Origin of the sequence: Chryseobacterium sp. MEBOG07 (assembly GCF_021869745.1) — a bacterium.
GTDB classification, from domain to species: domain Bacteria; phylum Bacteroidota; class Bacteroidia; order Flavobacteriales; family Weeksellaceae; genus Chryseobacterium; species Chryseobacterium viscerum.
Map to the genome: position 1 here is coordinate 2,198,925 of NZ_CP084579.1, position 26,762 is coordinate 2,225,686.

The following is a 26,762-nucleotide window of genomic DNA, read 5'->3' on the forward strand; positions in this document are numbered from 1 at the left end:
AATGCTACCCGAGGGTAGCATTTTTCTATAGGTATAGCTTTAGTCTTACAATATCTGAAGATCTTTAAATTTTTCCGCTCCGAATTTATCCTGAAACTTTTTGAGATAAAAGCTTTTACGCATTTTAAAATCATGTTTCAGCAGAGGAGAATCAATTTTGATAATAATACATTCTTTTTCAATATTGACACTTCTTATTTCCTTGAAAAGGCTTTCATCAAGATACTCTTCAAGAAAATCTTTAATGTCAAAAGCAACAAGTTTATGTTCAAAACCGTAGATTCTGGCAAAAGATTTTACCAGCTCAGAGGATTGATATTCACGTTTTTTCTTCTTCATACTATTTTTTCTCTACATATTCAGTTGTTAGTCCTTTACTTCTAAAAAACTTTTGCAAATCAGGATAAAGATACTCACAAGTTTTGAAAGGATCTAGTATATTTCTGGGTGAAGATTCAATTCCTGAACATTCAAAACAAATTTCGAAATAAGCAAAAATCGTATCACTTTCATCATAGAATAAGATTGCATTTCTTGGGAAAAAACATCCGCTGGAGGAGACTAATTTAATATAATACTTGTCGCAGGTATTGTAGATTACATCAGTAAGCTCAGAAATCTCAGGCAAAGTTAAAATTTTGGATTCCTGAATGCCGGCAAAGACAGATTGGTCAACAGCTTCTCTTAATTCAAACTTTTTATTTTTTTTAATACTATCGTAATATTTTGTAAGCCTAATAGAGTCTTCCTTCGTTTTTGGCGGCGGAGGAGCAAGCGTATAAGAATTGGCAGTACTTCTTTTTAAATTCAGATTATAAGAAATGATTTTTACCTTCGTTGCTTTATTAAAAGGAAATGTGGCCATTCTCTTATGGAGTGGTGTGGGTTTAAAATCCTTTCTGAGATCACCATCTTTGAAAGAATGATATTCCGCTAACAGATCCACAGGTTTTTTCTTTTTCTTCTGCCCGTAAGAAAATAGAAAGAGTACTGAAAATAATAAGATAAGAGTTTTTGATGTCATATCTCAAAAATTATACTTTCCTCATTAATTTTCTTTACCACACTTTCCGTACGTTCTCTGTGAGTATCCGTAATGAAAATCTGTCCGAAGCTTTCTTTATTTACCAGTTCTATCAATTGTGAAACTCTGGTGTCATCAAGCTTATCAAAAATGTCATCAAGCAATAGGATAGGGGTCTTTTTAGTTAATTCCTTTACAAGGCTCATTTGGGCAAGTTTAAGCGAAATAAGAAAGGATTTCTGCTGTCCCTGAGACCCAATCTTCTTGATCAGAACATGATCCATCTCAAAAAGCAGATCATCCTTATGAATTCCCTTTGAAGTATAAGTCAGCATACGGTCTCTTTCAATACTTTCTTTTAAAAGAGTTTCAAAAGAATCTTCCAGCAGATGAGATTCATAAATAACAGATACCGTTTCTTTTCCGCCGGAAATAATCTCATAGAAATTCTGAACAATGGGGTTCAGTTGTTCTACAAACTCTTTTCTTTTCTTAAAAATTTTTGTCCCGAATCGGGTTATAGGGTCATCATAGATTTCCAGGGAATCTCTATCCCACGTCCTGTTCTTGGCAAAATATTTCAGCAAAGCATTTCGCTGCTGAATGGTTTTCTGATATTGAATGAGGTCAAAAAGATATTCAGAATCTGTTTGAGAAATCATAGAATCCAGAAACTTTCTTCTGCTTTCTCCAGAATCCGAAATAAGATTGGAATCATAGGGAGAAATCATCACACTCGGAAGATAACCGATATGGTCCGCAAGCCTGTCATAGCTTTTATCATTCTTCTTGATTACCTTTTTAGCTTCTTTGGGTTGGGTAATTCTAATGATATCTTCACTGTCCTCATTTTGAATTTCAGCATCAATGGTGAAGAAATCTTCCTCTGCTTTAATATTGTTAAGATCAGTATTTCCCAGAAAGCTTTTTCCTACGGATAAATAATGCAGAGCGTCCAGAAGATTCGTTTTTCCCACGCCATTATTCCCCACAAAACAATTGATCTGTGGTGAAAATTCAAATTTTTTCTCTGAGTGGTTTTTGAAATTGTAGAGGGAAAGCTTCTTGATAATCATTCGTCAAAAATACTCCATTATTAGTAAAAATAAAAAAGGAAGTGCCGAACAAGTTTCCACCCCGAATGAATAATACGTGTCATCTCTTTTGTTATCAGAGAAATAGATGAAAATATAAGTTATAATGCTTGCCATAAAAAAAGCCAAAGCATAATGTAATTCAAGATAGAAAGTAGCAATGATACAGCTGATGAAAACAAGGGCATACGCAATGTATTTAGTATTTTGTACCCCTATCAGCATGGGAAAGGTTTTTACATTGTCACTATTCATATCCCTGATATCAAAAGGAAGGACAAGTGCCGTGATAAAGAAAAAACTGATCAGAAAAATCGGAATACTGAATTCCGGAAGAGTGAGCCAGCAATTAACCAGCGCCCATACCAATCCTACATAAAAAACTTTCAGTAAAGGGATTTTCCGGATGTAAACATCAAGGAAAAAGCTGTTGTAAAGTAATCCCAATACTACAATGATGAACCATTTCAATAGTCTTATTTCATTATGATTATAAATGATCAGGAGTGCACAGGTGATTCCTGCGAGTGCATTGACAAACAGTATTTTGAAAAAATGCTTGGTATATTGATATTTAGTATACAGATAACCACTGAAATAAGTGATGAAAATAAGTGCAAAAGTAGGGAAGCGGAATGTGTTTTGCTCTGTCATGAAAAATACTGCAAAAAGAGTTCCCATAAGGGAGACATAAATTTGGCTGTCTATGATAGTTTTTTTGAGTATTTTTAAGATGTTCATTTATCAAAATTAATATATATGAAAAGATTTTCCAAGATTTTTTTGCTTTTGCTTGTAATGCTGAGCTTTACAACGGTATCCGCACAGAAATACGATACCCAATGGAAAAAAATTGTTGAAAACAGTACGAAAGGAGCTTATAAATCTAATCTTCCCATTATTTTAGACATACAAAAACAAGCCATGAAAGAAAATAATGCCTTCGAGCTGATCCGATCTCTGAAAGCGGAGTTCAGTATTGTAAACCAAACTGTGGATGATGATCAGAACGATTCTGCTTCCCAATTTTTCAAAAAACTTAAGGATGCGGAAGGGAAAGTGAACGGAGAAGGCAAACTGGTCTATAAAGTCTTACTGAATGGCTTTTTCATGGATTATTACAACCAGAACTCATGGAAAATAAACGGAAGAACCAATATCAACTCTCAGGATGTTTCACAGATTGAAACATGGAGTAAGCTTGATTTTAAAAACTATTTGACTAAAAACTTTCAGGAACTTGATCAGGAGAAGTCTGCAATGAAAAAGATTTCCCTGGAAAAGTATAAGAATATATTTTCTGGAACAAGTGATATAGCCTATTTTCCAACACTGGCAGATTGGTATGCAATGAAGAAGGTAGCATTTTTATCTGAAAACAATATTTTCACCAAAAATGAACTGACAGCAAACCATACGACGATCAATGCTATCTATGATGAACTGATCGAACAGAACAGCGGTAATTCAAAGCTGTATTTCATGAAGGAAAAGTTGACGGAGAACTGTAATTTCAGTCATTGCAAAGATAAACTTCAGCAGCTTCAAAATCTGTTGAAATCTAATGTAGAAGGGGATTATAAAGTGATGATCATGGGAGATATTATGGATGAACTTGTTGCCCAGAAGAAACCTAAAGAAGCGATTGCACTGGCTGCTCAGGCTAAAAGTGAATATCTGAAATCTCTTTTCCTCGAGAATATCAAAAGCAAAGAAGCTCAGATTGTAAATCCTTACCTGACCCTAAAATACGAATCCCAGACTCAGAATAATCTCCCGATTCATTTTGTGGCAGAATATCAGAATGTATCAGAATTTACCCTGAATATTTATGAAGTGAAAGACGATTTTACTTCGTTGCTTCAATATGCTCAGGACTCTTATTCCAATACCTTTGGAAAACTGAAAAAGAATCTGGTAAGGAAAGAAACATTCCAGCTTCCGGATCCTAAAGATTATCAGAATCATAAAACTTCATTGGAAGTGAGACCACTTCCTTCAGGAGCTTATGTAGCAGAATTCACTGTTGCCGGAGCTGATATGAAAGATACCGATTCGAGACATAATTTTTACTTTTTGGTTTCCGGAAACAGAATTATCTATCAATCTAAAACGGACAGAAAACCTCTTGCAGATGAGTTGAAGCTGGTAAATAGTGAAAATGGTAAAACGATTACAAATGAGGGACTTAGATTTTATGAATTTGTTTCCAATAAAACATTAAATAAAATTGAAGGTAAAACCAATGAAAATGGAGTATTTAAGTTCCCATCAACCGAAAGTAAAGACTATTACAGAACTTTCCTGATCCAGCAGCCTAAGACGAATGATTTCCAGATCATGCAGGTGTATGGAAACAGAGGATATGCTGACGATTATAATCCTAATAAACAGACTCGCTCAACCGCTCAGATTTTCATAGACAGAGGAATATATCGTCCCGGACAGACTGTTTATTTCAAAGTTATTAATACAAGAATCGATAAGGAAGTTGAAGGAGTTCTGTCTGGATTAAAACAAAAAATAACTTTATTAAATACAAATAGTGAAGAGGTTTCTTCGCAAGAGTTCACTACCAACGAATTTGGTTCTTATCATGGAAGTTTCATCCTTCCAAAAGGAAAACTGAATGGTAATTTTTATCTGAGAATAGACGGAGAAAGCCAGGGATATAAAAATTTCAAAGTAGAAGAATACAAAAGACCTAAGTTTGAAGTCACTTTTGATCCTGTAAAAGAGGAATACAAATACGGACAGACTATAGAGCTGAAAGGAAAAGCGGTTATGTTCTCCGGAGTTCCATTGAACAATAGCACAGTGAACTATGAAATCAAGAAACAGAATATCAGATGGAGATACTTCAGCTGGTACCCACAGAATAATGATAATGAAAACTCAATTCTTGGAGAAGCAAAAACCAATGAAAAAGGAGAGTTTGTTATCCGTCTGGAGCTTAAAAAAGATGAAAAACTGGAAGGAATACAGATTGACAATTATGCCATCAATGCATCCGTTACAGACATCAATGGTGAAACGCAGACAGCGGATACTCAATTGAAAGTAGCGTCGGTTTCTCATTATATTCAGGCAGAAAATATCAGCAATATTTTTACAGACGAAAATGTAAAATTAAAGGTAGAAACTAAAAACTATAACGAACAGAATCTTAAAAAGCCATATCAGGTTAAGCTATCAAAACTGATTGCTCCAGACAGGATTTTCAGAGATAATTTCAAATCTGATGTTCAGAATTTACCAAAATATTCAAAAGAAGAATTTATCAGCAAATTCCCACACGATCTTTTTGATAAAAATGATGAGATCAAAAACTGGAAAACGGAAAAAGTACTGGTTGAAAGACAACAACAGCCATCTACTGACAATACTCAGCTTTCAACCAATCTTGATTTAGGAAAACTGGAAACAGGAGATTACCAGCTGGAACTTTTCAATATAGAAGGAAAAGATACCATCAAAACTTCTCAGTATTTCAGTGTTTGGGATAAAACAGCTTTACAACCTACTCAAAAAACATTCCTTACAGTAATTGCTCCGAAAGAAGAATTGTCAAGAGGAGAAAAGGCGAAAGTTTATGTGTTCTCCGCAGTTCCTGATGCATTGGTCAATGTTTTTGTACAGGATGGATCTGGAAAAACTGCTTCAGAAGTTCATCAGATGAAAAAAGGAATATTAGAATATACCGCTGAAATTCCTAAAGATAAAAGTGTATCAGATCTGAACCTTCAGTTTCAGCTGGTAGCATTCAATGATGTGAATACAGAATCTGTTTCTTTAAAAATAAAAGACACAGAAAAACCTTTAAAAATTGAAACGGTAACCTTCAGAGATAAGCTTGAGCCGAATGCTAAGGAAAAATGGACGGTGAAAGTAACCGGAAATGATAAAGAAAAGATCAATGCTGAGTTTTTAGCCAATATGTATGATATGTCTCTGGATCAGTTTGCTGCAAATAGTTACAGCTGGAGAAAATTATATACCCCATTTGTGATTGTAACTTCTTATGGGATCAAAAATTATCTGCAGCAGCAAAACTATCAGAAGAGACTAAGATATTTTGAAGACAGGTATATAGCTGTTCCTGAGTTTAACTGGTTTGATGGTGATTTTTCGTATTTTTCGATTTCAAAAGAAACAATTGTAGGATTTAGCAATCAGGAAGGAGTGAAATCTCCGGCTTATGCACCGCCGCCATCACCCATTGCAGGGGCAAAATTTAAAACTGCCAGAGCTGCAGTTGCAGAAGATAGATTGGAAGTTATTCAAAATGTAGTTCCTGAACCTGTAAAAGCTCCGAAGGTAGAAACTCTTCCTCCAGGATCTTCTGAAGAAAACCTGGACAAAGTAGCTGTTCGTAAAAATCTGAACGAAACGGCATTCTTCTATCCGGATCTGAAAACCGATGCCGAAGGAAATGCAAGCTTTGAATTCACTTCTCCGGAAGCGTTGACAAAATGGAAACTGATGTTCTTAGCACACACTAAAGATGCAAGAGCTGCTACTTTAGAAAAAGAAGTGGTAACGCAGAAAGAATTCTCGGTAACACCAAACTATCCGAGATTCCTGAGAGAAGGAGATGAACTGAATCTGCAGTCGAAACTATCAAACCTTACCGATAAAAAACTGAATGGTTCTGCCGAATTACAGATTCTGGATGCTTTTACCAATGAAAATATTTCTTCAAAATTCGGAATCACTTCAGGAGTACAAAACTTCAGTTTGAATGAAAACGGAAGCAATGCACTCACATGGAAATTGAAAGTTCCGAACAATGTTTCCTCTATTATTTTCAAAGTTGTTGCCAAAGCTGGAGCCTATTCTGATGGGGAACAACAGGCTATAGCCGTATTGCCCAACAGAATGTTGGTGACGGATGCCGTTCCTGTTTTTGTGAAAGAAGGTGAAACGAAAACATTTGTACTGGATAATCTTAAAAATAATACCTCTACAACAGCTTCTAATGTTTCCAATACACTGGAGCTCACTACGAATCCGATCTGGGAGATTATGTTTGCGCTTCCAAGTCTTAAAAATGATCAGAATAATTCTGCGGATGTAATCTTTAATAAATGGTTTGCGGATGTGCTGGCTTCGGAAATATTCAAAGCCAACCCGAAAATGAAAACAGTTTTTGAAGAATATCAGAATAAAGGATTATTAAATTCAAATCTTGAGAAAAATCAAGAGTTGAAACAGTTGTTGCTTGAAGAAACTCCTTGGGTACTGGAAAGTAAAAATGAAGGGGAGCAGATGCAGAAGCTGGCATTATTATTTGATGTCAATACAATGAAAAATTCTATCAATCAGGATTGGGATGATTTCAAAAAACTGCAAAACCCTGACGGTGGATTCTCATGGTATCCTGGTTATCCAAGTTCTTACGGAACATCATTGTATATTCTGAAAAACTTAGGAAAAATCAATTCATGGTTAAAAGATAATGTGAAAGACTATCAGAGCTCAGAACAGAAAGTTTTAGTAGCAAAATTGATTCAATATGTAGACAATGAAGTCAGCAAATATTTTGATGTGAAAAAAGGCAACGTTTGGAACAACTGGGCGATAGATTACCTTGATACCAGAAACTATTGGGAAAAGCAATATCCTTTAAAAGGAAAAGGAGCTTCTCTGAAAACGTTGGTAAAACAAAAAGCAAAAACAGCTAAAATCACAGATTTCACATTCTTCGGACTTCACCGTTCAGCATTATTGATGAATGATTATGGTTTGAAAGAGATATCTGATAAGTTGATGGCCTACCTTAAAGAAACTTCCACAGATACAAAAACACAAGGAGTTTACTGGAAACAAAACCTGAATGACTGGGGATGGTTTGGTTCTAAAGTCGTAAACCATGCAGGAGCGTTGGAAGCTTTCAATAAGTTAAAATCCAATGACCAAAACTTTATTGAAGACATGAAAATCTGGCTGGTAACTCAGAAAGAAGTCAACTCATGGGGAAGCTCAAGAGGTACGGCAGAAGTGATCTTCACTATTTTGAATTCAGGAAAATCATGGACGGGAGCAGAAAGTGATAAAGCTACCATCGTTTGGGGCGGAAAAGAATTAGCTCCTCAGACTCAGGCAACAGGATATGTGAAATCAACAGTGAAAACAGATGCTGTAGATAAAAACTTAGCAACTGTCACCGTTACAAAACCTGGTCCCGGAATTGTTCAGGGAGGATTGTTCTGGCAGTATTATGAAGATCTGGATAAAATCAAATCTTCAGAAAACTATATTTCCGTGACGAAAGAACTTTATAAGAAAGTGAAAACCGTAAACGGAGAAGAACTTCAGAAAATCTCAACCGAAACCCCGTTGAAAGTAGGAGATAAGATAACGGTAAGAATGATCCTGAATACCGACAGAGCGATGGAGTTTATTCATATTAAAGATATGCGTGCTGCTGGATTTGAGCCTACAGATGTGCTTTCAGGTTACCAATGGAAAAATAACCTAGGGTATTATCAGTCGACCAAAGACGCCTCTACCAATTTCTATATTCAGTACATGCCGAAAGGAAAATATGTTTTTGAATATGATGTGGTGGCCAATGCATCCGGTAAATTCTCCAACGGAATTACGACCATGCAGAACTATTATGCACCACAGATGAATGCTCACACAAAAGGAAATAATGTGACAATCTCAGAATAATTTATAAGCATAAAAACTGTAGTGATTTTACTACAGTTTTTTTGTTTAAAGCTTTCAAGTAAAAATATAATTAAATCGAAAAACCAAACAATTGTTTAATTATGGAATGATTTTTGGAATTAAGGTAATACAAATTAAAAAATTATTAAAAGATGAAATTTTCTAAAACTTTAATTACAGGATTGATATTAATGGCTGGAGTAAATGCTTTCGCACAAAAGAAGGCAGAAAAGTTTGAAAAACTACAGATTGAAATGTTCCCAAAAGCGAAAGAAGGATATAAACAAGTATATATTCAGCTTCCCGTGGCAAAAAATGAAAACGATTTAAAAGTTGAGCTTTTCGTAGGTGCTGAAAAAATGGTAGATTGTAACAATTACTTCCTGATGGGAGAAATGAAAACTCAGGATCTTCAGGGATGGGGATACAACTATTATGAAGTAGAGTCTAAAGGAGAAACAGCCGGAACATTGATGGGATGTCCTGGTCAGAAAGAGACTAAGAAGTTTGTTACCTTAAAACCTGAAATCGTAAGATACAACAGCAAACTTCCATTGGTATTCTATGTACCAAAAGATATTGAAGTACGTTACAGAATTTTACGTCCGGATGCTGCGATGAAAAAAGCAGTTCAAAAGTAAATCAGCTTATTATAATTATACAGAAAACTCCTCACAGTGATGTGGGGAGTTTTCGTTTATAATTGAATATTATCTCTCGCAGATTTTGCTGATTGAGCAGATCATTTTTCCAAAAGCCTGTCCTCCCAGTTTCTCATTCCGTAGGCATCCAGCTTCCAAAATTTAGATTGGATTAAAAGAATAAAGCGAATTTTATTATGTTATCCAATGATTAATTACCTTAATATTCCAACCTTCAGGAACTCTTGTTATGACATAAGTTTCACCTCTGGAAACTCCATTATGGATTAAAATATAAGTGTCTTTTTATCATCACATTTGAAAAGTTTGCTGTAAACAGGAACATATAAATTACTAAAACTTTGTTGGACGTATTTTGAAAATTCTTTTGAGGTGAGAAAAATTATTCTTTTACCCAAAGTATCTGCTCTTCTTAGGTTTTCGTCATCAGTTACAATAACATCATATTGCAGCATATCAAGGAAACTCTTTTTATCGTTATTTGAATAAGACTTATACCTTTCCCTCTGTGAAGCAAAGTCTTCTTTAAATGTTTTTAAATTCACGATAAACTCAATGGTTAATGGATCAGGATTATTAATGAGATCATATTCTCCATATATGGCGGCTAGTAATGCTTTTGTAAAATCATTGTCTGTCGTTTTATATTTGGGGTTATTATCCTCGGAATCAGAAACTCCATCGTTGTCGGTATCTTTTGAATGAGGATTGGTAAAAAGTTCCATTTTTTCTTCAAGATCATTAAGCCCGTCACCGTCAGAATCTTTTATGATCTCATCAATATTAATAACAACCAGTGCATTGTTTTTTAAGGTCTCATATTCAGGTCCGCCATGGGGAAAGGTCAATGGTCTGGTCATTCTTACAATATCTGCTTCAATTTGTAGATGGCGGCTGTCTTTCCACAATGGGAATTGAGAATTGCTTTTAAAAAAATAGTTATTATTCTTTTCCATTCCGGTATAATAATTCTTCCATGTTTCTCCATTGTCCATTGAGATTCTCAGATAGTATTTCACATTGAAATAAGAATCAGTCTGATAAAGGATAGCAATGGTATTATTAAATTTGCCTGTCTTAACAATTAATGGCCAGGGAACATCTCCATATTGTTTTGCAAATTCTATTTTTTTTATGGAATCACTTACTTTATAATTTCCCAATAGACTGTCGGATGCCACTTTGCTTGCTGCAGAAGCTATTTTTGTTTCTAAAGAATCTATTATGTTTTCAGATCTTGAAAACCTTTTTAAATATTGGATAGATATGAATTTAAAAGGAGGAGTAAGTGCTTGTTTTCTGGTTATTTTATAATGGTAAGAATCAGTTTTTCTTGAACTGTCCCTGGCTTTTTTTAAAGCTTCACACTTGCAGATCTCCTGATCTTGTGCTGCGGAAAAGATGTATAGTAAAGAGAAGAATAAGGTGAGAATTTGTTTCAAAATATATTTTTTATTAAATAGGTTGTTGTGAATTTAAGATGAAATGCTGTTTTTGTTATTTTCCAAAAAGTCTATCTACTCGGTTTCTCATTCCGTAGGAATTCGGCCTCCAAAATTCAGGATAGAATAAAAAATAATCAGTGATTTTTTTCGGAAGAATATCATTTTATCCCTTTGTTTACTTATGAAATCATAATAGAAAGTGAATGGAAAAAGTAGAGTTAAATATTTTTTCAAAGTTTTTTAGTTTTTAATTAACATTTAAACGATCTGGCCAAAACTTTATTTTGTAGGGATTTAAACTTAAACATATTTTAAACTTACTTTAAATTCACCATATTGTAGAATTATCTTTAAGGATTTTATCTTTTTTTGCATTATATTTGTTATAAACATAAACCATGAAAAACAATTTATTGATTTTTACGTTTAGTTTTTTTGCTTTCCCTGCTTTTGGCTGGGCTCAGTCTGCGCCGGATTTTAAAGAACTTCTGGATAGTGCTATGGTTCAGGATTCGAACCTCAAAATGCAGATTACCCAAAATAAACTTACTGATCTTGACGAACACAAACTAAAGGATATCTTTCTTCCTACTTTGGAATTAAGTGGTAAAGCCGGCTATCTCAACGGAACAGCAAGACTGACGTCACCGGAATTCAATCTCGCTCCCTTTATCAATATTCCGGAAGGAGCTTTTAACAATAATTTCAATGTGTCAGGTTTTTCAGGGATTGCCAAGGCAGATGCCAAAATGCTTCTGTATTCAGGAGGAAAGGTCAAGTACCTGAAAAAAGCCGTTGAAGAAAAGAAAAAGTCTGAAGATATTCTGCTGGAAAAAACAAAAGATGAGGTTATTGCCACTATTTCTAAAGCATATGATCAGCTAGCCCTGATTCATCAGTCTAAAAAAGTGCTGGATGAAAGTAAAAAAAGACTAGACATTAACAGAAAGACCGCAGATAAAGCGCTTGGTTATGGTTTGATTACACCTTACGATCATAAGAAAATCGAACTGGCTCAGGCTACTTTAGATGCAAAAATGGTAGAATATGAAGGAAAGAAGGAACTGCTTCTTACCCAGCTTTATATTTTAACCGGCATCAGCAGAGACCGACTCAGAATGATTGATCCGGTATTGTCTCCGATAGAATTGCTTGCTGCAGAAAAAGGAATAGAACAGAGAGCCGAGATCCGTGCTTTGGAACATGGCATCAGTGCGGCAGACTATAAAATAAAAGCTGAAAGAACATGGATGATTCCTAAAGTACAGTTGATGGCTTCCGCCTATTATATCGGATTGTATGGTAACAGGATCAAGTCTTCAGAAAACGTTATTCCGGCAGTCCCAATACTTGGATATGAAGGGAAAAAACTGGACTGGAGACCCAATAATATCAACGTATTTCCATTGATCACTGCTGGAGTAGGCTTTAAATGGGAGATTTTCGACGGTAAAGAAGGAAAACATGCAGAAGAGACAGCTAAAGTCGGAAAAGAAGTACTCCAAAACCAGAAAGAAGATGCCCTGAAAAAACTGACACTGAATCTAGCCAATAATCAAACCAACTATGATATTGCTTCTGCACAGATCCCATTAAAAGCCAAAGAAAAAGAATTGGCAAAAATGCACTCATACAGGCAGAAAAAGAATTCAGATATGGGATGAGTAAATCTTCTCAGCTGATCGATGCAGAAAACGACCTTGAAGTTGTCGAACTGGAATATCAGAATGCCATTTTCAACCAGAGAAGAGCGGGAATAGAACTGATGAGATCTACCCAGGAACTGGATATCACCAAATTTTATTTAATCCCTTAAAAATTTAAATGATGCATAAAAATATATCTATACTCTTCGCTGTTTTCTTTATGCTGGGGAGCTGTGACAAAAAAATGAAAAGATCAAAGATCCAGAAGGTAAAACAAAAAAAGATGTGATTTCTTTTGCCCCTAAGGTAACCGGAAGGATTTTAAAAATATATGTTTCCGAAGGACAAACTGTGAAAAAGGAGATACCCTGGCACAACTTGATGTACCGGAAGTTTCTGCAAAAATAGCTCAGGCTCAGGGTGCCGTAAGTGCTGCCACAGCCCAGGAGCAGATGGCGAAAAACGGAGCTACAGCCGATCAGATGAGGCAGCTTCAGGCAAAATATAAAGGGTTGAAAGAACAATATGAATTTGCACAGAAATCTTACAAAAGAGCAAACAATATGTTCCGTGACAGCTTAATGTCTCCGCAGGCTCATGACGAAATCTATGCAAAATTGCAGGGAGCAAAAGCACAATATGATGCTGTTGTAGCAGAACTGGATGATGTACAGAGAGGAACCCGTTTCGAAAAAGTGGAAATGGCAGCAGGTCAGGCATCACAGGCCAAAGGAGCTTTACAGGAAGCTAATGTGGCTTACTCTGAAAGATACATCATTGCGACCAACGATATGGAAATAGAAACCATCAGCCTGAACACTGGTGAGTTGGCAACCGCTGGTTTTGCCCTGTTCAACGGATATATTCCGGAAAGCACCTACTTCAGATTTACTATCCCGGAAAGTTCAATTTCAAAATATAAAAAAGGGCAGGAGGTCAATATGCAAGTGGTTTATAATAAAGAAAACCTGACAGGAAACATTGTGTATATCAAGCAGCTGACAAAGTATGCAGATATCACCACTGCTTATCCTGACTATCAGCTGCAGGACGCAATCTACGAGATTAAAGTAAAACCCAAAGATATGAATAAGGCTAAAAGTATTTTGGTCAATGCCAATGTAATCATTAAATAAATTGAAATGGAACAGATGAGCTTTAAGTAAGATTCATTTTGTTCTTCACAATATAAAAATATACAGATGAAAGAATTTTTCCGTCTTTTAAAACGAGAGTTCAAACTTTTTATCGGCAATTCTACCTTAAGGACGGTGTTCTTTTTGGCTCCCGTTTTCTATGCCACTTTGCTGGGGTTTGTCTACAAAAGCGGAAAAGTTGAAAATACTCCCGTATTGGTGGTCGACAGAGACAATACTCCTTTGTCTAACCAATTGACGGAAATGCTGGATGATAATAAAAGCATCAAAATTATCAAATATTTGCAGGAACCTCTGAGCATTAAGGATGAGGTGATCAGACATGAAGCAGCGGCTGTCGTGATTATTCCCTCAAGGTTTGAAGGAGATATGCTTCAGAAAAAATACCCTGAACTGAATGTTTATATCAATACAGGGAATGTTTTAACTGCAAATTTTGCTTCCAAAGCGCTTCAGCTGACCATAGGAACATTTTCTGCCGGAGCTTCCATCAAAGCCCTTCAAAAAGCAGGAATGCCTGCTGCAAAAGCGGCTACACAATATGAACCTTTCAAAGCCAATTATATTACCCTGTTCAATACAACAGGAAATTACCTTATCTTCATGTGGCCGGCGATGCTGGCAGTGGTATTACAGCAGGTAATCCTCCTGGCAATGGCCGTAAGTTTCGCTGCCGAATTTGAAAGAGGATCTTTTGTGAAAGAATATCTGAAAATGAAAAAATGGGCCTTCCCAACTATGCTTATTAAAGTGATCCCAATTTGGGTATTTTCTATTCTGATTGTTGGTATTTATTACTTTATGCATATGATTTTCCACGTTCCGATGCCCCAAGGAATACTCAATTTTATTCTTCTGACAGCCGTTTTTGTGGGATCAGCTTCATTTTTAGGTGTATTTATCAGTATTCTGATTCCTGACGCATTGAAGGCAACACAGATTCTTATGGTAATTGCCTCACCGGCTTTCATCATCAGTGGTTTTACATGGCCTTTGAATGCAATGCCTGGTTTCGTTCAGTTTATTGCCAATATTATTCCGTTAACTCCTTTTTTACAGGCCTTTAAAATTCTATTAATTCAAAAAGGTTCGGTAGAACTTACATTCCCTTATTTGAAGCATCTAAGCATTCTTTTAGTGGTATATGCGATTATAGGCTGGATTGCTTTAAAAATCAAACTTTGGTTTATTTTCAAAAAAGCAGCTCCACAGGAAATTGCGGTTGAGAATACTTCTCAGGAGGATGTTGAATAGTTTTTTGTTGCAGGTTAATTTGTTGCCGGCAACTCTCAATTTTTTCAACCGACTATAAAATCAAACGAAAAAACTAATATATTTGTCCATAGTAAAATAGAAATTATATGGAAAATGTATTTGATGCAAAAGATGCTCAAAACTATATTGATAGAATAAACAGACTGGTGGAAGATACCCATGGTTTGTGGGGTAAAATGACGGTAGATCAGATGTTGGCACACTGCAGTATAACCTATGAGATGATCTATGAACCCGAGAAGCATAAGAAACCGGGATCTATTGCAAAATTTATATTAAAGACCTTTGTAAAACCTAAAGTAGTAGGAGAGAAAGCATATCCAAGAGATTCTCCTACCGCTCCGCAGTTTTTGATAACGACCAGAAAAAATTTTCACGAAGAAAAAACAAGATTGATTGGTTTTATCCAAAAGACCCAGCAATTGGGAGCAGATGCTTTTGATGGTAAAGAATCTTTCTCTTTCGGAAAATTGAAATCTCAGGAGTGGAATAATATGTTTGCCAAACATCTGAACCACCACCTGTCACAATTTGGCGTTTAAAAATCACTGCATGAAAAAACTTTTATTACTCCTCATTCTGACCGCCAATTTTGTGTTGGGGCAGATGCCTGATATTTCAAATACCTGGCTGAACAATAGTAAACCTTATATAGGAACTATTGGAAACAAAGGTCAGGAACTGAAGCTTAAGATCAATATTTCTGAACAGAATAAAAAGAATGATCAGGAATATTTTGTTTCAGGATACACTCTTGTAGATACCAACTATACAAAATTTGAAGGTAAGATTACCATTTCGAAATATAAAGATTCCAAAAAGCAGGGAACTGTATTTGGGGAATATGAGCTGGCGGAAGAGAACAAAGGAAAACATTCAGGGCTTCTTAAAGGAAAATTGGTCTACAACTTCAAATGGAATAAGAAAACAGAAAAAATTGAAGAACAAAACATTGAGCTTGTTGGCGACTGGAAAAGCTACGATGGAACTCTGGAGTTTGCAACCCATTTAAAAAACCAATAATCATGCTGAGAAGAATATTGGCAGTGGTAGTGGGGCTTATTGTGGGATCTCTATGCATTACGTTAGTAGAAAATATTGGCCATTATTTATATCCTCCTCCTGCAAAAGCGGGTACCGGAGATATGGAGGCACTGAAAGTGTATGTAGGTGAAGCTCCTTTTATGGCGTTATTTTTTATCATTCTTGCCTATGCATTAGCTGCCTTTCTTTCTGGATTTACAGCTACAAAAATTTCAAATAACGGGAAAAATACAGCAGCAATACTCTGTGGAATTATTTTTTTACTGATGACCATTTATATGATGGTAACATTACCTACTCCAATCTGGTTCTGGATCGCAGGAATTCTCGTTTGGGGATTGATTTTCGCAGGACATCAACTCGCTTTAAAAACAAAAAAAATATGAAATTAGGAGCATTTTCAATCAGCTTAAGTGTAAAAGATCTTCAGAAATCTAAGGACTTTTATGAGAAGCTGGGCTTTACAACCATGGCAGGAGCTGCAGAACAGAATTACCTGATTATGAAGAATGGTTCTACATTGATCGGACTTTTCCAGGCAATGTTTGACGGAAATATGCTTACTTTCAATCCGGGATGGGACGAAAATGCACAGAATCTCGAATCTTTTGAAGATGTGCGTGAAATTCAGAAAAGATTAAAAGAAAGCGGGATAGAAATCGGGAAAGAAGCGGATGAAACCACTTCAGGACCTGAACATATTTATCTGAAAGATCCGGATGGAAACATGATTCTTATAGATCAGCACAGATAAACATTTGAAAATCAACAAAGACTACTTAAAACAAACTTAACTAATAAAAAACAATTATGGCATCAGTAAACGTTTATTTAACATTTAATGGAAATTGCAGAGAAGCATTCGATTTCTATAAGTCGGTTTTTGGCGGAGAATATCCTTACATCGGAACATTTGGGGAAATGCCTCCAATGGAAGGGAAAGAAGCTTCTGCAGAAGATAAAGACAGAATCATGCACGTTTCTCTTCCGATTTCTAAGGAAACAATATTAATGGGAAGTGATACAGGCGGAGAATGGGCTTCTAACTTCAAAGAAGGAAACAATTTTTCTATTTCTGTGAACGCAGAATCTAAAGACGAAGCAGACAAATTATTCGGCGGTCTTTCTGCTGGCGGACAGATAACTATGCCAATGGCAGATACTTTCTGGGGAGCTTACTTTGGAATGTTTACCGATAAGTTCGGGATCAACTGGATGGTAAATTATGATGATCCTGCTAAAATGCAGCAACATCCGTAAATTCATTTTTGTATTGAAAATATTGAAAAACCGACAGATATCTGTCGGTTTTTTTAGTATGTATTGTAAACTGTTTGTAAGAAATAGCTTTTTAGTTCTTTTTAATGACTTTATAGCTTGCTGATTCTGTTGTGATGAGATAAATTCCTTCGGGAAGTTCGGTGATGTCAAACTTATTTTCACCTTTTACCGCTTCTGTAACTTTCATCAGTTTTCCAGACTGGTCATATAAAGAGACTTTATCATTTTTCTTCAGATCTATATGGAAGACTCCCGAAGTTGGATTAGGATAAATATTCGCTTTGTCTTTGATCGTGTTTTCTGAGGTTCCCAGCATTGAAACTTTTGTCCATGTAAAAGCATCGAGACACATATAGAGATATCCTCCGGTGGATTGCAGCTGGATTTCATCAATGGTTGTGTTGCTGTTATTCTGGTTATTCAGGGTAGCAAGATCAATTAGAGTAAACCCGTTGTTGATGCCTGTTGTTCCCGCTGTTGCATTGAATGTTGTATTAAAGCCGGATGTTTTTGTGGTGGTGAACTTTGTAACTCCTGCTAATTTTCCTGTAATGATCAGCGTTCCTGATGAGGTCGTCTGGTTTAAAGCAGTATTGCTTAAGAATACCCAAAACTTGGACACAGTGAATGAAGAACTGCTTTTAACACTGAAGGAAGGAGCATTGATATTGGTTGTTCCTGTATTGTCGATATAGACATTGTCATTAGCTGTTCCGTTCCATCCGGTGCCCGGATAATTGCTTTGAATTCTAAAAGTTCCGGCTTGTGAAACAATATTGAATGTATATCCATTGCTGGTAAAGTTTGTACTACCGCCAGGTGAAGTTTCAAAAGTTACAGTGGTTATCTGTGCATTGATCGCTGCAATATTGCTTAGGATAACAAAAATTGCAAAAAAGATATTTTTTTTCATGATACAGATTTTTTAGTGTTTACAGAAGACCATAAGCTTCCGGTACTGTTTGTATTCTCACGAGGTTTTCCTATAAAGGATACCACAAAGAAACAGTGAAATACAAAGCGATAACAGCGTATTAAATGCCAAATTGAAAAATGCGTAGAAATACGCGATTTTATTATTTGATATTACTATAATTTTGGAAAATGGATATTATGTTAATTAAAATGAATTTATTTCACAGTATGGTTAGTTTTTTTTCATAACTTGTAATGTGCACTTACAGTGATTTTATTCTAAACCTATTATATAATTTAAAACAAGAAAAACTATGGAACTACCTAAACATGCAGTATCATTAGATGATGCTAAAACATGGATTGCAAATTGGCAAAATACAAAAGTGATTGACGGAATGTCTATACGGGCTCACCTTATCCCTGCAAAAGACGTTCATGATATTTTCATTAAAGACAAAGGATTTGAAAAATATCGGGGGTATAATGCAATTACCAATAAAGGAGAATTTAAGTTTCTGATGGTAGGGGTAGATGCAGATGATAATGATATTGTAGATTATGATAAAGGATATTATGTATATGATATGACGACACCTTGTCCAAGTGTATGTTCCGTTGTGAAATGGTTGAATCTGTAACCTGAAAAACTAGAGATCATTGGATCATTGGATTGAAATATTGTCATTAATTGGAAAAGGCATTCTGCTGATTAATCTGGCAGTATATTGCATAGGCTTTTCCGGTTCTGGAAAAGCCTATACATTTTTCATCGGCTATTTGGCCTGGATATTACTATGTGAAATTGTTTTCTATGTAATGAATTATCAGAAGATTAATAATCTGTTTTTCTCACATTATTATCTGATAGGTCAGTTTTTGTTACTGGGGTTGTTCTTTCATGAAATTTTAACGGAAAAATATCAGAAGAAAACAGCACGTACTCTTTTAATTATCATTCCTATCGTTCTCGTTATACAATATATAATATATCCGGAAAAATATTATGTTTTTAATCTATTTGAAATTTTTGTCACTTCTTATTCTATTATAATTCTGGCATTATTTCATTTATATAATATACTGGATACCAACAAGAAATACAATTATATAAGCCTGGGACTTTTACTGTATCTGATAAGCAGTACCGTTATATTTTTGTCCGGAAATCTGTATACGGTGATGAATAGGAAACTGCATAAAGAAATATGGGTATTCAATGTGGTTATGTTTATTGTGTACCAGATTTTTATTCTGACAGAATATCTTTCTTCCCGTAGAAAAAATGTGTAATTACTGTTATGATTTTACAAGATGAATGAGAATACAATTATTTCCACTATCGTTTATACCTTTCTGGCATTTACCTTATTGGCTGTTACCCTGATCATATTTTATTATTTTTCAAATAAGAAAATAACAAGAAATCTTATTCAGAAAAAAGAGCTGGAGGTTAGATACGAGAAAGATCTTACCCATGCTATTATAAGTGCTCAGGAAAAAGAAAAGCTGCGGATCGCTCAGGATCTGCATGACGACATCAGCTCAAAACTAAGCGTGGTCTCTTTACATATCCATCTCCTGGATTTTGATAATATGGCCAGAGAAGAATACAACGATCAGAAAAATAAAATCATACATCTGGTCAATAAAACTGCCGAAAGCGCCAGACAAATCTCTCATGATCTGCTTCCTCCCATTTTAGAAAAATTTGGACTGCATGCTGCAATAGATGCATTGTGCTCAGAAATTAACCTGTCCAAAACCCTGCAGGTTACTTATTCTAGCAGTCTGTATTTTGCAAAAGCAGAAGATGAAAAAAATTTACATATCTTTAGAATACTTCAGGAACTCATTAACAACTCTATAAAACACGGTGAAAGTACTCATATTGACATAGAATTTTTGGGGAGAGACGGAAAGAATACCTGTATTTATAAAGATGATGGTAAAGGATTTAATCTTGATGAAAATACTTTGAAAGGAGGATTAGGGTTGCGCAATATCAGAAGCAGGGTAGAACTTATCAATGGAACACTGAACATTGAAAGTGAAAACACTAAAGGAATTACTGTTGAATTTACATTTTAAATATTTATAAGATGGAAAAGGATATGATTCGTGTAATAACTGTAGATGATGAAGCGCTGTTTCGTCAGGGAATTTCATTATTGATACAGCGGGAGAAAGATATTGAGCTGGTAAGCGATTTCAGCAATGGGAAAGAGCTGCTTGATGCACTTGTAACGCTGGAAGAACTGCCGGATATCATTCTGATGGATCTCAATATGCCGGAAATTAACGGAGTAGAAGCGACCAAACAAATCCATATCAAATATCCTCAGATCAAGATTATTGCATTGACGAGCTATAATACAAAAGCGTTTATTGTCAATATGATACAGTCAGGAGCCTGTTCCTTTCTTAAAAAAAACTCAAGTCCCGCAGAATTACTCACTGCAATCCGGGAAGTATATAGTAAAGGTTTTTTCTATAATAATGAAGTAATGGAAGCATTACATCAAAACCTTACAGAACCTAAAAAGAAAGTTTCCAGTATTTTTGATGCCAATCATATTTCCAAGAGAGAAAAAGAGGTATTGGAATTAATCTGTAAACAATACAGCACTTCTGAAATTGCAGATCAACTTTTTTTAAGCTCCAGAACCGTTGAGGGGCATCGCAATAGTCTTTTGCTGAAAACCGGAGCCAAAAATACAGCAGGTTTAGTGGTATATGCCATAGAGAGTAAAATCGCAGATATGAACTACTTAAAAGACAGGTTCGAATAAATATTCTTAGAACTGTTTTCATTAATAAATTAAATAAAATTTATATTTTCTGATGACATGAATTTTTGTTTTTATAAGCAGATGCAGATGATTTGTTTATGAAAAAATAATAATTTTATACCCTTAAAAAGTAACACTCAGAAAATACAAAAGAATGAAATTTACAATTGAAAACATTAAAGCAGAACACCAAAAAGTAAAAAGCGGAGCCGATTTCCCCCAATATATCCAAGCTATAAAGACGTTGGGTGTTTCTCACTACAAAGCATATGTCTCGGAAGGAAATACCGAATACTTTAATACCGAAAACCAATCTGTGCAGACCGGAAGCAAGTATGATTCTCTCACCATTTCTGATACCTTAAACCTTGAAAATTTTAAAGTAAGACTGAAGCTTCATCAGCAAGGAGGAACAGATTACATAACTTTTTGTAAAGATTGTGCAGAAAATGGAATCAAAGGCTGGACAATGGATCTCCATGCAATGACCTGTACTTATTTTGACCAGAATGAAAATGATATTCTGGCAGAACAGGTTCCTGGATAATACTTTATGGATAATAGAGGTAAACCATTTCATCAGAATCTCTTTAAATCGCAGTATAAAATATTGTTTGCTATTATTGATTTAAATTATTAATTTTGTTAAAAACGATAGATAATAATAATTATTAAGCATGAAAAAGGTTTTTACGAAGTTGGCATTCACGGTATTAAGTTTAGGATCAATATTGACATATGCTCAAAAAAATGATATGGGAGCATGGTATATGTATTTTGGAAATAACAAGATCAGCAAGAAGCTGAATTGGCACAATGAGATTCAGTACCGTAATTTCGACGCAGTAGGAGACCTGGAACAATTGCTGATCCGTACAGGGATTGGATATGATCTTACAGAAAATAATAATAATGTTTTACTAGGATATGGTTTCATTCTGAGCCAGCCCTATGTAAATGGTGAGAAAAAAGAAAATATTGAACACAGAATTTTCCAGCAGTTTATAACCAAGCAGAAATTCGGGCGTTTTAATCTTCAGCACCGTTACCGTTTGGAAGAACGTTTTCTGGAAGATGATTTCAGAATGAGATTCCGTTATATGATTGGAGTGAATATTCCGATTACCCAAAAGGAAATGCTGCCAAAAACCTTGTATGCTTCGGTATATAATGAGATCTTTCTTCACTTTAATAGTCCGGTTTTTGATAGAAACAGAGTCTATGGAGCTTTAGGATATGTCATCAATAAAAACATGAGGATTGAAGCAGGTTATATGAATCAGATTCAGGAAAACAGGAACCGGGGGCAGATTCAGATTGGTTTTTATAACAATATTCCGTTTACTAAAAACTAATATTGATCGGTATCGCTGAATGCTCTGATGAAATCATTATTTAAAAAATAAAATAATAAACACAAATAAATAAACACTTATGCATTCAGGAAAAAGGTTTGGAGCTCGTGAGTTCATTAGCTGGACCAGAAGAAGTATTTACGCGCTGATTGTACTATCAGCTATTCCTACAGTCCTGTACTTTTTAGGCTGGACATTTCTCTCTGTTCCCTGGCAGCCGATTGCGATCATGGGAACCGCAGTAGCGTTCATTGTAGGATTTAAAAACAATGCGAGTTACAGCAGGCTCTGGGAAGCAAGACAGATTTATGGAGCTATTATTAACGACAGCCGCAGTTTTGGATATATTCTCAGAGATGCGCTGATTTCAAAAGATTCCGCTAAAGTAAAAGAGATGTTTCTTCGTCATTATGCATGGCTTACAGCACTGAGATTTCAGCTTCGCGAGCCAAGAGCATGGGAAAATATGGGGACGGCCCAGTTTGACGAATATTCCAAAAAATATGACATTCCGGAGAGACTTTCCAAACTGGATGAAGAATTGAAAAATTATCTTTCAGAACCTGAAGTTCAGTATATTTTAAGCAAAAAGAACAGAGCAACACAATTGATGGCCAGCCAAAGTAAAGTATTGTCTGAAGCCTATGAAAAAGGAGAGTTAAACGATTTCCAATGGACGCAGATCAACCAGCAATTGGTAAAGTTTACCGATAGTCAGGGAAAAGCTGAAAGAATTAAAAACTTTCCTTATCCCAGAAATTTTTCTTCCATTACCACTTATCTTTTGCTGTTATTTATTGTCTTTGTGCCTTTCGGATTGCTGAAAGAATTTGATAAATTAGGAGAAGGAACCATCGTTGAAGGATGGGCAATATGGTTTAATATTCCGTTTTCTTTACTGGTGACATGGTGTTTTCATACCCTGGACAGTGTAGGAGAAGCTTCTGTCAATCCATTTGAAGGAAGTCCCAATGATGTTCCCATCACTCAGATCAGCCGTACCATTGAAATTGATATGAGAGATATGCTGGATGAATCTGACCTTCCGCCGGCAATTACTCCGAAGAATAATATTGTACTTTAACCCTTTCAGTTTTATATTCTTTATAAAACAAAAAGAGTTGGACTTAGAATATAAAGGAAACCTTATAGGTTTCTAAAACCTATAAGGTTTGGATAATACATTAAGTTATATCCGGAAATAAAAATAACACTTAAAAAAAACTGACTCAAAATGATTCACAGCTATGTTATAATATCCATTGCAGTACTGCTTTCTGTGATGATATTGGTGATGATCGGGCAAAAATTAAAAGTCGCTTATCCAATTTTTCTTGTGATTGCAGGATTATTAATAAGCTTTATACCGGGAATGCCCCGTATTGAAATAGAACCTGATCTTGTGTTCCTTATTTTCCTGCCGCCTATTTTGTTTGAAGCGGCTTGGTTCACCTCATGGCAGGACTTTCATAAATGGAGAAAGCAGATTTTTTCCATGGCTTTTGGATTGGTATTTTTAACCTCCATAGTCGTGGCCTATCTTTCGTCCTCTATCATTCCTGGCCTTACAATAGCCATGGGATTCCTGTTGGGAGGGGTCAATTCCCCACCGGATGCGGTAGCGGCTACTTCGGTACTGAAGCATATGAAAATCCCTAAAAAGATCACCAGTATTCTGGAAGGGGAGAGTCTTATTAATGATGCATCCAGTTTGATTGTATTCAAATTTGCTTTGGCAGCAGTTATTTCAGGACAGTTTATCTGGAGAGATGCTGTTCAGGATTTCTTTACAATGGCAATTGGAGGAATCGCGGTAGGGGTTGCTGTCGGTTTTCTGTTTGGAGCATTATTGAGGGTCATTCCTACCAACTCCAATATAGATACGATCATCACACTTATTGTACCTTATATCATGTATGTAGGAGCGGAACATTTTCATTTTTCCGGAGTGCTTTCAGTAGTTACCGGAGGATTGCTGATGTCATACAATTCACATTGTTATCTAAGCCATACCTCAAGGATTCAGTCCGGAAATGTATGGAGTGTCCTGATATTCCTGATGAATACGATCATCTTTATCCTGATTGGTCTTGAACTTCCTATCGTAGTCGAAGGAATGAAAGAATACACCATTTCAGAAGGTATTTTCTACAGTGTGGTTATTGGGGGAGCTATTATCGGGACAAGAATTCTATACAGTTATGCATTAATGTATTTCCCAAGAGTATGCTCCAAAGAATTAAGATTAAAAGTTCCCAAGCCGGATTGGCGGGAGCCGTTTATCATCAGTTTTGCAGCGATGAGAGGGGTCGTTTCATTGGCAGCAGCATTGTCGATACCCGCTTTTTTACCAAACGGAGAAGCATTTCCCCACCGGAATATTATTTTATTTGTAACTTTCGTTATCATATTGATTACTCTGGTAGGACAAGGATTATTGCTGAGCCCGATCCTGAAATTATTGAATATCCAGGATTCCGGAAGTGAACTGCCGGAAGAAAAACAGGAAGTAATTCTTATGCGTAAGCTGAAAGAAACAGCATTGCATAAACTGGATAATGATTTTTCTGAGCTGGCCGTAACAAACAGTCTGGTACGTCATCAGAAACATAAACTGGAAAACGAAATGATGCTGATGGCAGACAAAGCGCAATGTATGGCTTCCACAGGAGATTATGTAACGGCGATTAATGAAAATAAAGATGTCTTGCGACAGGTTATTCAGGCACAGAGAAACGAGTTGCATAGAATGAAAAGAGAAAAGATATTTGATGATCATGTGATGAGAGCGATTGAAATGCAGCTGGATTTTGATGAAGCGAAGATCACCGGCTTTTCACATGGATAATTAAAAAGAAAACCACAAAAGTCACAAAAGAATTTAGTCTAAAATGAACAGGCACTTGTAAAAAGTTTACAAAATGAAAATTTTAAGATTTTCAGAACTTAAGTGTACTTCTCGCTAGTAGAAACTTAAACTTTAAACAACTTAAGTGTTTAAAAAAAATGTGACTTTTGTAGTTAAATATTTCAACCAAAATATTGTAAAATTAAACATATTAAATCCATAATATGAACACACCAATCACTGTTCAGTACACAATAAATGCTCCGGCTGAAAAAGTATGGAAAGCATTAACCGATAAAAATGAAATGAAATCCTGGTATTTTGATATCCAGGATTTTGACTTAGAAATAGGGAAGCAATTCAATTTCTACGAACCCGGTGGAGAAAATAAATACCACCATCAGGGTGAAATTTTAGAAATAATACCCAATCAGAAGCTAAAACATACATGGTCATATCCCGATTCTTCACCTTTGAAAACAATGGTCACCTGGGAATTACAATCAGAAGATGGACAGACTGTGATAACGCTGACCCATGAGGGAATTGAAAACTTCATAGATTTAGGCGACGGATTTTCAAGAGAAAACTTTACACAAGGCTGGAAAGCTATCGTAGGACAAAGTTTAAAAATATATCTGGAAAACTAAATCATGATTACATTACTGCCTTTTACAGTTGAAGACGTACCGTTGCTTATTTCAAAGATAACCGATGAAAGAATGCTTCTTCAGTTTGCCGGACCTGCCTACCAATTTCCGCTTACAGAACAGCAGCTGGAAACCGATTTGTCTGATAAAAACAGAACCTTATTTAAAATTACAGATCAGACCGGAAATACAATGGGGCATGCTCAGATTTTTTTGAAAGAAAAGACATTCCTTTTGGGAAGAATTCTGATCTGGGATGAAAACAACAGAGGAAAAGGGTATGGGGAAAAAGTAATGCAGGAGCTTCTCAAATACGGTTTCAGTCATTTTGATAAAGAAACTGCAGAACTGAACGTTTACGACTGGAATACCGGAGCTATTGAATGTTACAGAAAAGTAGGTTTTGCTTTTGATTCTGATGTTAAAAGCGAAGCAAAGATTGATCAAGAAACATGGATTTCCCTGAATATGAAAATCCATAAAAACACCTTTGAATTACAGGAATTATGACACGGTTTACTGCAGTTCATCCTATTCTCTGGACAGAAAACCTTGATGAGACCATAGCATTTTATATGAATATCCTTGGTTTTACCCTTATGGACAAAAATGAGGACTGGCAATGGGCTTCTCTTCGTAAAGATGAGGTACTTATTATGCTTTCTCAGCCTAATCAGCATGAAAAGCCTTCTTCAATTGGTTTTTCAGGGTCATTTTATTTTAATGTAAATGACGTGGATGCCCTTTGGGAAGACCTTAAAACAAAAGCCAAAGTCTGTTATGCGATTGAGACTTTTGAATGGGGAATGAGAGAATTTGCAGTCTATGACAACAACGGATATAGATTACAATTTGGACAGGCTGTAGATAATCTTGGCAATACGGAATAAAATTTG

29 protein-coding genes are annotated in these 26,762 nt (G+C 35.6%); 23 read left to right on the forward strand and 6 right to left on the reverse strand.

The window, feature by feature from the left end:
• Nucleotides 1-45 precede the first annotated feature (45 nt).
• Genes LF886_RS09995 through LF886_RS10010 form a run of 4 tightly spaced genes read right to left on the reverse strand, consistent with a single transcriptional unit; the run spans nucleotide 46 to nucleotide 2,799 of the window.
• The gene (locus LF886_RS09995) at nucleotides 46-339 is read right to left on the reverse strand and encodes a hypothetical protein (protein WP_103233801.1); all 294 of its coding nucleotides are present in this window, start codon (nucleotides 337-339) and stop codon (nucleotides 46-48) included.
• A gap of 1 nt (nucleotide 340) precedes the next feature.
• A complete protein-coding gene (locus LF886_RS10000) occupies nucleotides 341-1,024 on the reverse strand; it encodes a hypothetical protein (RefSeq protein ID WP_236853966.1) in 684 nt (227 codons plus the stop codon).
• Nucleotides 1,021-2,100 (reverse strand): DNA replication/repair protein RecF, encoded by a 1,080-nt coding sequence (gene recF / locus LF886_RS10005; protein WP_236853967.1) that lies wholly within the window; start codon nucleotides 2,098-2,100, stop codon nucleotides 1,021-1,023. Before recF ends, LF886_RS10000 begins: the two co-directional genes overlap by 4 nt.
• Before the next feature lie 3 nt (nucleotides 2,101-2,103).
• Nucleotides 2,104-2,799 (reverse strand): hypothetical protein, encoded by a 696-nt coding sequence (locus LF886_RS10010; protein WP_317207659.1) that lies wholly within the window; start codon nucleotides 2,797-2,799, stop codon nucleotides 2,104-2,106.
• A 78-nt stretch (nucleotides 2,800-2,877) separates the two neighbouring features.
• Between LF886_RS10010 and LF886_RS10015 the strand changes: the two genes are divergently transcribed.
• Both LF886_RS10015 and eco read left to right on the forward strand, forming a co-directional pair.
• On the forward strand, nucleotides 2,878-8,796 hold the full coding sequence (locus LF886_RS10015; RefSeq protein WP_236853969.1) for an alpha-2-macroglobulin family protein: 5,919 nt from the start codon (nucleotides 2,878-2,880) through the stop codon (nucleotides 8,794-8,796).
• Between the two features lie 152 nt (nucleotides 8,797-8,948).
• Nucleotides 8,949-9,437, forward strand: a complete 489-nt coding sequence (eco, locus tag LF886_RS10020; RefSeq protein WP_124535314.1) for a serine protease inhibitor ecotin — start codon at nucleotides 8,949-8,951, stop codon at nucleotides 9,435-9,437.
• A gap of 287 nt (nucleotides 9,438-9,724) precedes the next feature.
• On the opposite strand, the gene LF886_RS10025 is transcribed toward eco, so the two are convergent.
• A complete protein-coding gene (locus tag LF886_RS10025) occupies nucleotides 9,725-10,900 on the reverse strand; it encodes a hypothetical protein (protein WP_236853970.1) in 1,176 nt (391 codons plus the stop codon).
• Nucleotides 10,901-11,301: 401 nt separating this feature from the next.
• On the opposite strand from LF886_RS10025, the gene LF886_RS10030 reads away from it, so the two are divergent.
• The 10 genes from LF886_RS10030 to LF886_RS10070 all read left to right on the forward strand — a co-directional run bounded on the left by LF886_RS10030 (nucleotide 11,302) and on the right by LF886_RS10070 (nucleotide 17,285).
• A complete protein-coding gene (locus tag LF886_RS10030; RefSeq protein ID WP_236853971.1) occupies nucleotides 11,302-12,567 on the forward strand; it encodes a TolC family protein in 1,266 nt (421 codons plus the stop codon).
• A complete protein-coding gene (locus LF886_RS10035) occupies nucleotides 12,564-12,719 on the forward strand; it encodes a hypothetical protein (protein WP_236853972.1) in 156 nt (51 codons plus the stop codon). Before LF886_RS10030 ends, LF886_RS10035 begins: the two co-directional genes overlap by 4 nt.
• A gap of 115 nt (nucleotides 12,720-12,834) precedes the next feature.
• Nucleotides 12,835-12,957, forward strand: a complete 123-nt coding sequence (locus LF886_RS24110) for a biotin/lipoyl-binding protein (protein WP_410685618.1) — start codon at nucleotides 12,835-12,837, stop codon at nucleotides 12,955-12,957.
• A 44-nt stretch (nucleotides 12,958-13,001) separates the two neighbouring features.
• Entirely contained in the window at nucleotides 13,002-13,685 is a 684-nt protein-coding gene (locus tag LF886_RS10040) for an HlyD family secretion protein (RefSeq protein WP_236853973.1), read from the forward strand.
• A gap of 66 nt (nucleotides 13,686-13,751) precedes the next feature.
• A complete protein-coding gene (locus LF886_RS10045) occupies nucleotides 13,752-14,960 on the forward strand; it encodes an ABC transporter permease (RefSeq protein WP_236853974.1) in 1,209 nt (402 codons plus the stop codon).
• 107 nt (nucleotides 14,961-15,067) lie between these two features.
• The gene (locus LF886_RS10050; RefSeq protein WP_236853975.1) at nucleotides 15,068-15,523 is read left to right on the forward strand and encodes a DUF1569 domain-containing protein; all 456 of its coding nucleotides are present in this window, start codon (nucleotides 15,068-15,070) and stop codon (nucleotides 15,521-15,523) included.
• A gap of 10 nt (nucleotides 15,524-15,533) precedes the next feature.
• Nucleotides 15,534-16,004 (forward strand): hypothetical protein, encoded by a 471-nt coding sequence (locus tag LF886_RS10055; RefSeq protein WP_236853976.1) that lies wholly within the window; start codon nucleotides 15,534-15,536, stop codon nucleotides 16,002-16,004.
• 2 nt (nucleotides 16,005-16,006) lie between these two features.
• The gene (locus LF886_RS10060; protein ID WP_236853977.1) at nucleotides 16,007-16,411 is read left to right on the forward strand and encodes a hypothetical protein; all 405 of its coding nucleotides are present in this window, start codon (nucleotides 16,007-16,009) and stop codon (nucleotides 16,409-16,411) included.
• Nucleotides 16,408-16,779 (forward strand): VOC family protein, encoded by a 372-nt coding sequence (locus LF886_RS10065; RefSeq protein ID WP_124535300.1) that lies wholly within the window; start codon nucleotides 16,408-16,410, stop codon nucleotides 16,777-16,779. The genes LF886_RS10060 and LF886_RS10065 overlap by 4 nt, the downstream gene beginning before the upstream one ends.
• A gap of 56 nt (nucleotides 16,780-16,835) precedes the next feature.
• Complete coding sequence (locus LF886_RS10070; RefSeq protein WP_103235231.1) at nucleotides 16,836-17,285, forward strand: VOC family protein; 450 nt, start codon at nucleotides 16,836-16,838, stop codon at nucleotides 17,283-17,285.
• Nucleotides 17,286-17,376: 91 nt separating this feature from the next.
• Here the strand turns inward: LF886_RS10070 and LF886_RS10075 are convergent, their stop codons facing one another.
• Complete coding sequence (locus LF886_RS10075; protein ID WP_236853978.1) at nucleotides 17,377-18,219, reverse strand: T9SS type A sorting domain-containing protein; 843 nt, start codon at nucleotides 18,217-18,219, stop codon at nucleotides 17,377-17,379.
• A gap of 316 nt (nucleotides 18,220-18,535) precedes the next feature.
• Here LF886_RS10075 and LF886_RS10080 point away from each other — a divergent pair, with 316 nt between their 5' ends.
• The 11 genes from LF886_RS10080 to LF886_RS10130 all read left to right on the forward strand — a co-directional run bounded on the left by LF886_RS10080 (nucleotide 18,536) and on the right by LF886_RS10130 (nucleotide 26,756).
• Nucleotides 18,536-18,862, forward strand: coding sequence for a hypothetical protein (locus LF886_RS10080; protein ID WP_124535296.1), 327 nt, complete (start codon nucleotides 18,536-18,538; stop codon nucleotides 18,860-18,862).
• 19 nt (nucleotides 18,863-18,881) lie between these two features.
• Nucleotides 18,882-19,514 (forward strand): hypothetical protein, encoded by a 633-nt coding sequence (locus tag LF886_RS10085; protein ID WP_236853979.1) that lies wholly within the window; start codon nucleotides 18,882-18,884, stop codon nucleotides 19,512-19,514.
• 21 nt (nucleotides 19,515-19,535) lie between these two features.
• On the forward strand, nucleotides 19,536-20,312 hold the full coding sequence (locus LF886_RS10090) for a sensor histidine kinase (RefSeq protein WP_236853980.1): 777 nt from the start codon (nucleotides 19,536-19,538) through the stop codon (nucleotides 20,310-20,312).
• Between the two features lie 11 nt (nucleotides 20,313-20,323).
• On the forward strand, nucleotides 20,324-21,013 hold the full coding sequence (locus tag LF886_RS10095) for a response regulator transcription factor (RefSeq protein WP_236853981.1): 690 nt from the start codon (nucleotides 20,324-20,326) through the stop codon (nucleotides 21,011-21,013).
• A gap of 154 nt (nucleotides 21,014-21,167) precedes the next feature.
• Nucleotides 21,168-21,560, forward strand: coding sequence for a DUF1398 domain-containing protein (locus LF886_RS10100; protein ID WP_236853982.1), 393 nt, complete (start codon nucleotides 21,168-21,170; stop codon nucleotides 21,558-21,560).
• 130 nt (nucleotides 21,561-21,690) lie between these two features.
• Entirely contained in the window at nucleotides 21,691-22,368 is a 678-nt protein-coding gene (locus LF886_RS10105) for a DUF2490 domain-containing protein (protein WP_236853983.1), read from the forward strand.
• A gap of 79 nt (nucleotides 22,369-22,447) precedes the next feature.
• Nucleotides 22,448-23,452 carry a bestrophin family protein gene (locus tag LF886_RS10110; RefSeq protein WP_236853984.1) on the forward strand — a complete coding sequence of 335 codons (1,005 nt, stop codon included), beginning with the start codon at nucleotides 22,448-22,450 and terminating at the stop codon, nucleotides 23,450-23,452.
• 150 nt (nucleotides 23,453-23,602) lie between these two features.
• A complete protein-coding gene (locus tag LF886_RS10115; RefSeq protein WP_103233793.1) occupies nucleotides 23,603-25,216 on the forward strand; it encodes a Na+/H+ antiporter in 1,614 nt (537 codons plus the stop codon).
• Between the two features lie 224 nt (nucleotides 25,217-25,440).
• Nucleotides 25,441-25,866, forward strand: a complete 426-nt coding sequence (locus tag LF886_RS10120) for an SRPBCC family protein (protein WP_236853985.1) — start codon at nucleotides 25,441-25,443, stop codon at nucleotides 25,864-25,866.
• Nucleotides 25,867-25,869: 3 nt separating this feature from the next.
• Nucleotides 25,870-26,376 carry a GNAT family N-acetyltransferase gene (locus tag LF886_RS10125; protein ID WP_236853986.1) on the forward strand — a complete coding sequence of 169 codons (507 nt, stop codon included), beginning with the start codon at nucleotides 25,870-25,872 and terminating at the stop codon, nucleotides 26,374-26,376.
• Entirely contained in the window at nucleotides 26,373-26,756 is a 384-nt protein-coding gene (locus LF886_RS10130) for a VOC family protein (protein ID WP_236853987.1), read from the forward strand. Before LF886_RS10125 ends, LF886_RS10130 begins: the two co-directional genes overlap by 4 nt.
• Nucleotides 26,757-26,762: the final 6 nt, after the last annotated feature.

What these genes read in the sequence shown, in the direction of transcription:
- LF886_RS10080 (WP_124535296.1), top strand. Translation starts at nt 18,536, where the DNA reads ATGGAACTACCTAAACATGCAGTATCATTAGATGATGCTAAAACATGG.
- recF (WP_236853967.1), bottom strand. Translation starts at nt 2,100, where the DNA reads ATGATTATCAAGAAGCTTTCCCTCTACAATTTCAAAAACCACTCAGAG.
- LF886_RS10055 (WP_236853976.1), top strand. Translation starts at nt 15,534, where the DNA reads ATGAAAAAACTTTTATTACTCCTCATTCTGACCGCCAATTTTGTGTTG.
- LF886_RS10110 (WP_236853984.1), top strand. Translation starts at nt 22,448, where the DNA reads ATGCATTCAGGAAAAAGGTTTGGAGCTCGTGAGTTCATTAGCTGGACC.
- LF886_RS10070 (WP_103235231.1), top strand. Translation starts at nt 16,836, where the DNA reads ATGGCATCAGTAAACGTTTATTTAACATTTAATGGAAATTGCAGAGAA.
- LF886_RS10100 (WP_236853982.1), top strand. Translation starts at nt 21,168, where the DNA reads ATGAAATTTACAATTGAAAACATTAAAGCAGAACACCAAAAAGTAAAA.
- LF886_RS10095 (WP_236853981.1), top strand. Translation starts at nt 20,324, where the DNA reads ATGGAAAAGGATATGATTCGTGTAATAACTGTAGATGATGAAGCGCTG.
- LF886_RS10065 (WP_124535300.1), top strand. Translation starts at nt 16,408, where the DNA reads ATGAAATTAGGAGCATTTTCAATCAGCTTAAGTGTAAAAGATCTTCAG.
- LF886_RS10105 (WP_236853983.1), top strand. Translation starts at nt 21,691, where the DNA reads ATGAAAAAGGTTTTTACGAAGTTGGCATTCACGGTATTAAGTTTAGGA.
- LF886_RS10045 (WP_236853974.1), top strand. Translation starts at nt 13,752, where the DNA reads ATGAAAGAATTTTTCCGTCTTTTAAAACGAGAGTTCAAACTTTTTATC.
- LF886_RS10060 (WP_236853977.1), top strand. Translation starts at nt 16,007, where the DNA reads ATGCTGAGAAGAATATTGGCAGTGGTAGTGGGGCTTATTGTGGGATCT.
- LF886_RS09995 (WP_103233801.1), bottom strand. Translation starts at nt 339, where the DNA reads ATGAAGAAGAAAAAACGTGAATATCAATCCTCTGAGCTGGTAAAATCT.
- LF886_RS10030 (WP_236853971.1), top strand. Translation starts at nt 11,302, where the DNA reads ATGAAAAACAATTTATTGATTTTTACGTTTAGTTTTTTTGCTTTCCCT.
- LF886_RS10125 (WP_236853986.1), top strand. Translation starts at nt 25,870, where the DNA reads ATGATTACATTACTGCCTTTTACAGTTGAAGACGTACCGTTGCTTATT.
- LF886_RS10035 (WP_236853972.1), top strand. Translation starts at nt 12,564, where the DNA reads ATGAGTAAATCTTCTCAGCTGATCGATGCAGAAAACGACCTTGAAGTT.
- LF886_RS10130 (WP_236853987.1), top strand. Translation starts at nt 26,373, where the DNA reads ATGACACGGTTTACTGCAGTTCATCCTATTCTCTGGACAGAAAACCTT.
- LF886_RS10015 (WP_236853969.1), top strand. Translation starts at nt 2,878, where the DNA reads ATGAAAAGATTTTCCAAGATTTTTTTGCTTTTGCTTGTAATGCTGAGC.
- LF886_RS10115 (WP_103233793.1), top strand. Translation starts at nt 23,603, where the DNA reads ATGATTCACAGCTATGTTATAATATCCATTGCAGTACTGCTTTCTGTG.
- LF886_RS10000 (WP_236853966.1), bottom strand. Translation starts at nt 1,024, where the DNA reads ATGACATCAAAAACTCTTATCTTATTATTTTCAGTACTCTTTCTATTT.
- LF886_RS10010 (WP_317207659.1), bottom strand. Translation starts at nt 2,799, where the DNA reads ATGGGAACTCTTTTTGCAGTATTTTTCATGACAGAGCAAAACACATTC.
- LF886_RS10090 (WP_236853980.1), top strand. Translation starts at nt 19,536, where the DNA reads ATGAATGAGAATACAATTATTTCCACTATCGTTTATACCTTTCTGGCA.
- LF886_RS10050 (WP_236853975.1), top strand. Translation starts at nt 15,068, where the DNA reads ATGGAAAATGTATTTGATGCAAAAGATGCTCAAAACTATATTGATAGA.
- LF886_RS10120 (WP_236853985.1), top strand. Translation starts at nt 25,441, where the DNA reads ATGAACACACCAATCACTGTTCAGTACACAATAAATGCTCCGGCTGAA.
- eco (WP_124535314.1), top strand. Translation starts at nt 8,949, where the DNA reads ATGAAATTTTCTAAAACTTTAATTACAGGATTGATATTAATGGCTGGA.
- LF886_RS10040 (WP_236853973.1), top strand. Translation starts at nt 13,002, where the DNA reads ATGGCGAAAAACGGAGCTACAGCCGATCAGATGAGGCAGCTTCAGGCA.
- LF886_RS10075 (WP_236853978.1), bottom strand. Translation starts at nt 18,219, where the DNA reads ATGAAAAAAAATATCTTTTTTGCAATTTTTGTTATCCTAAGCAATATT.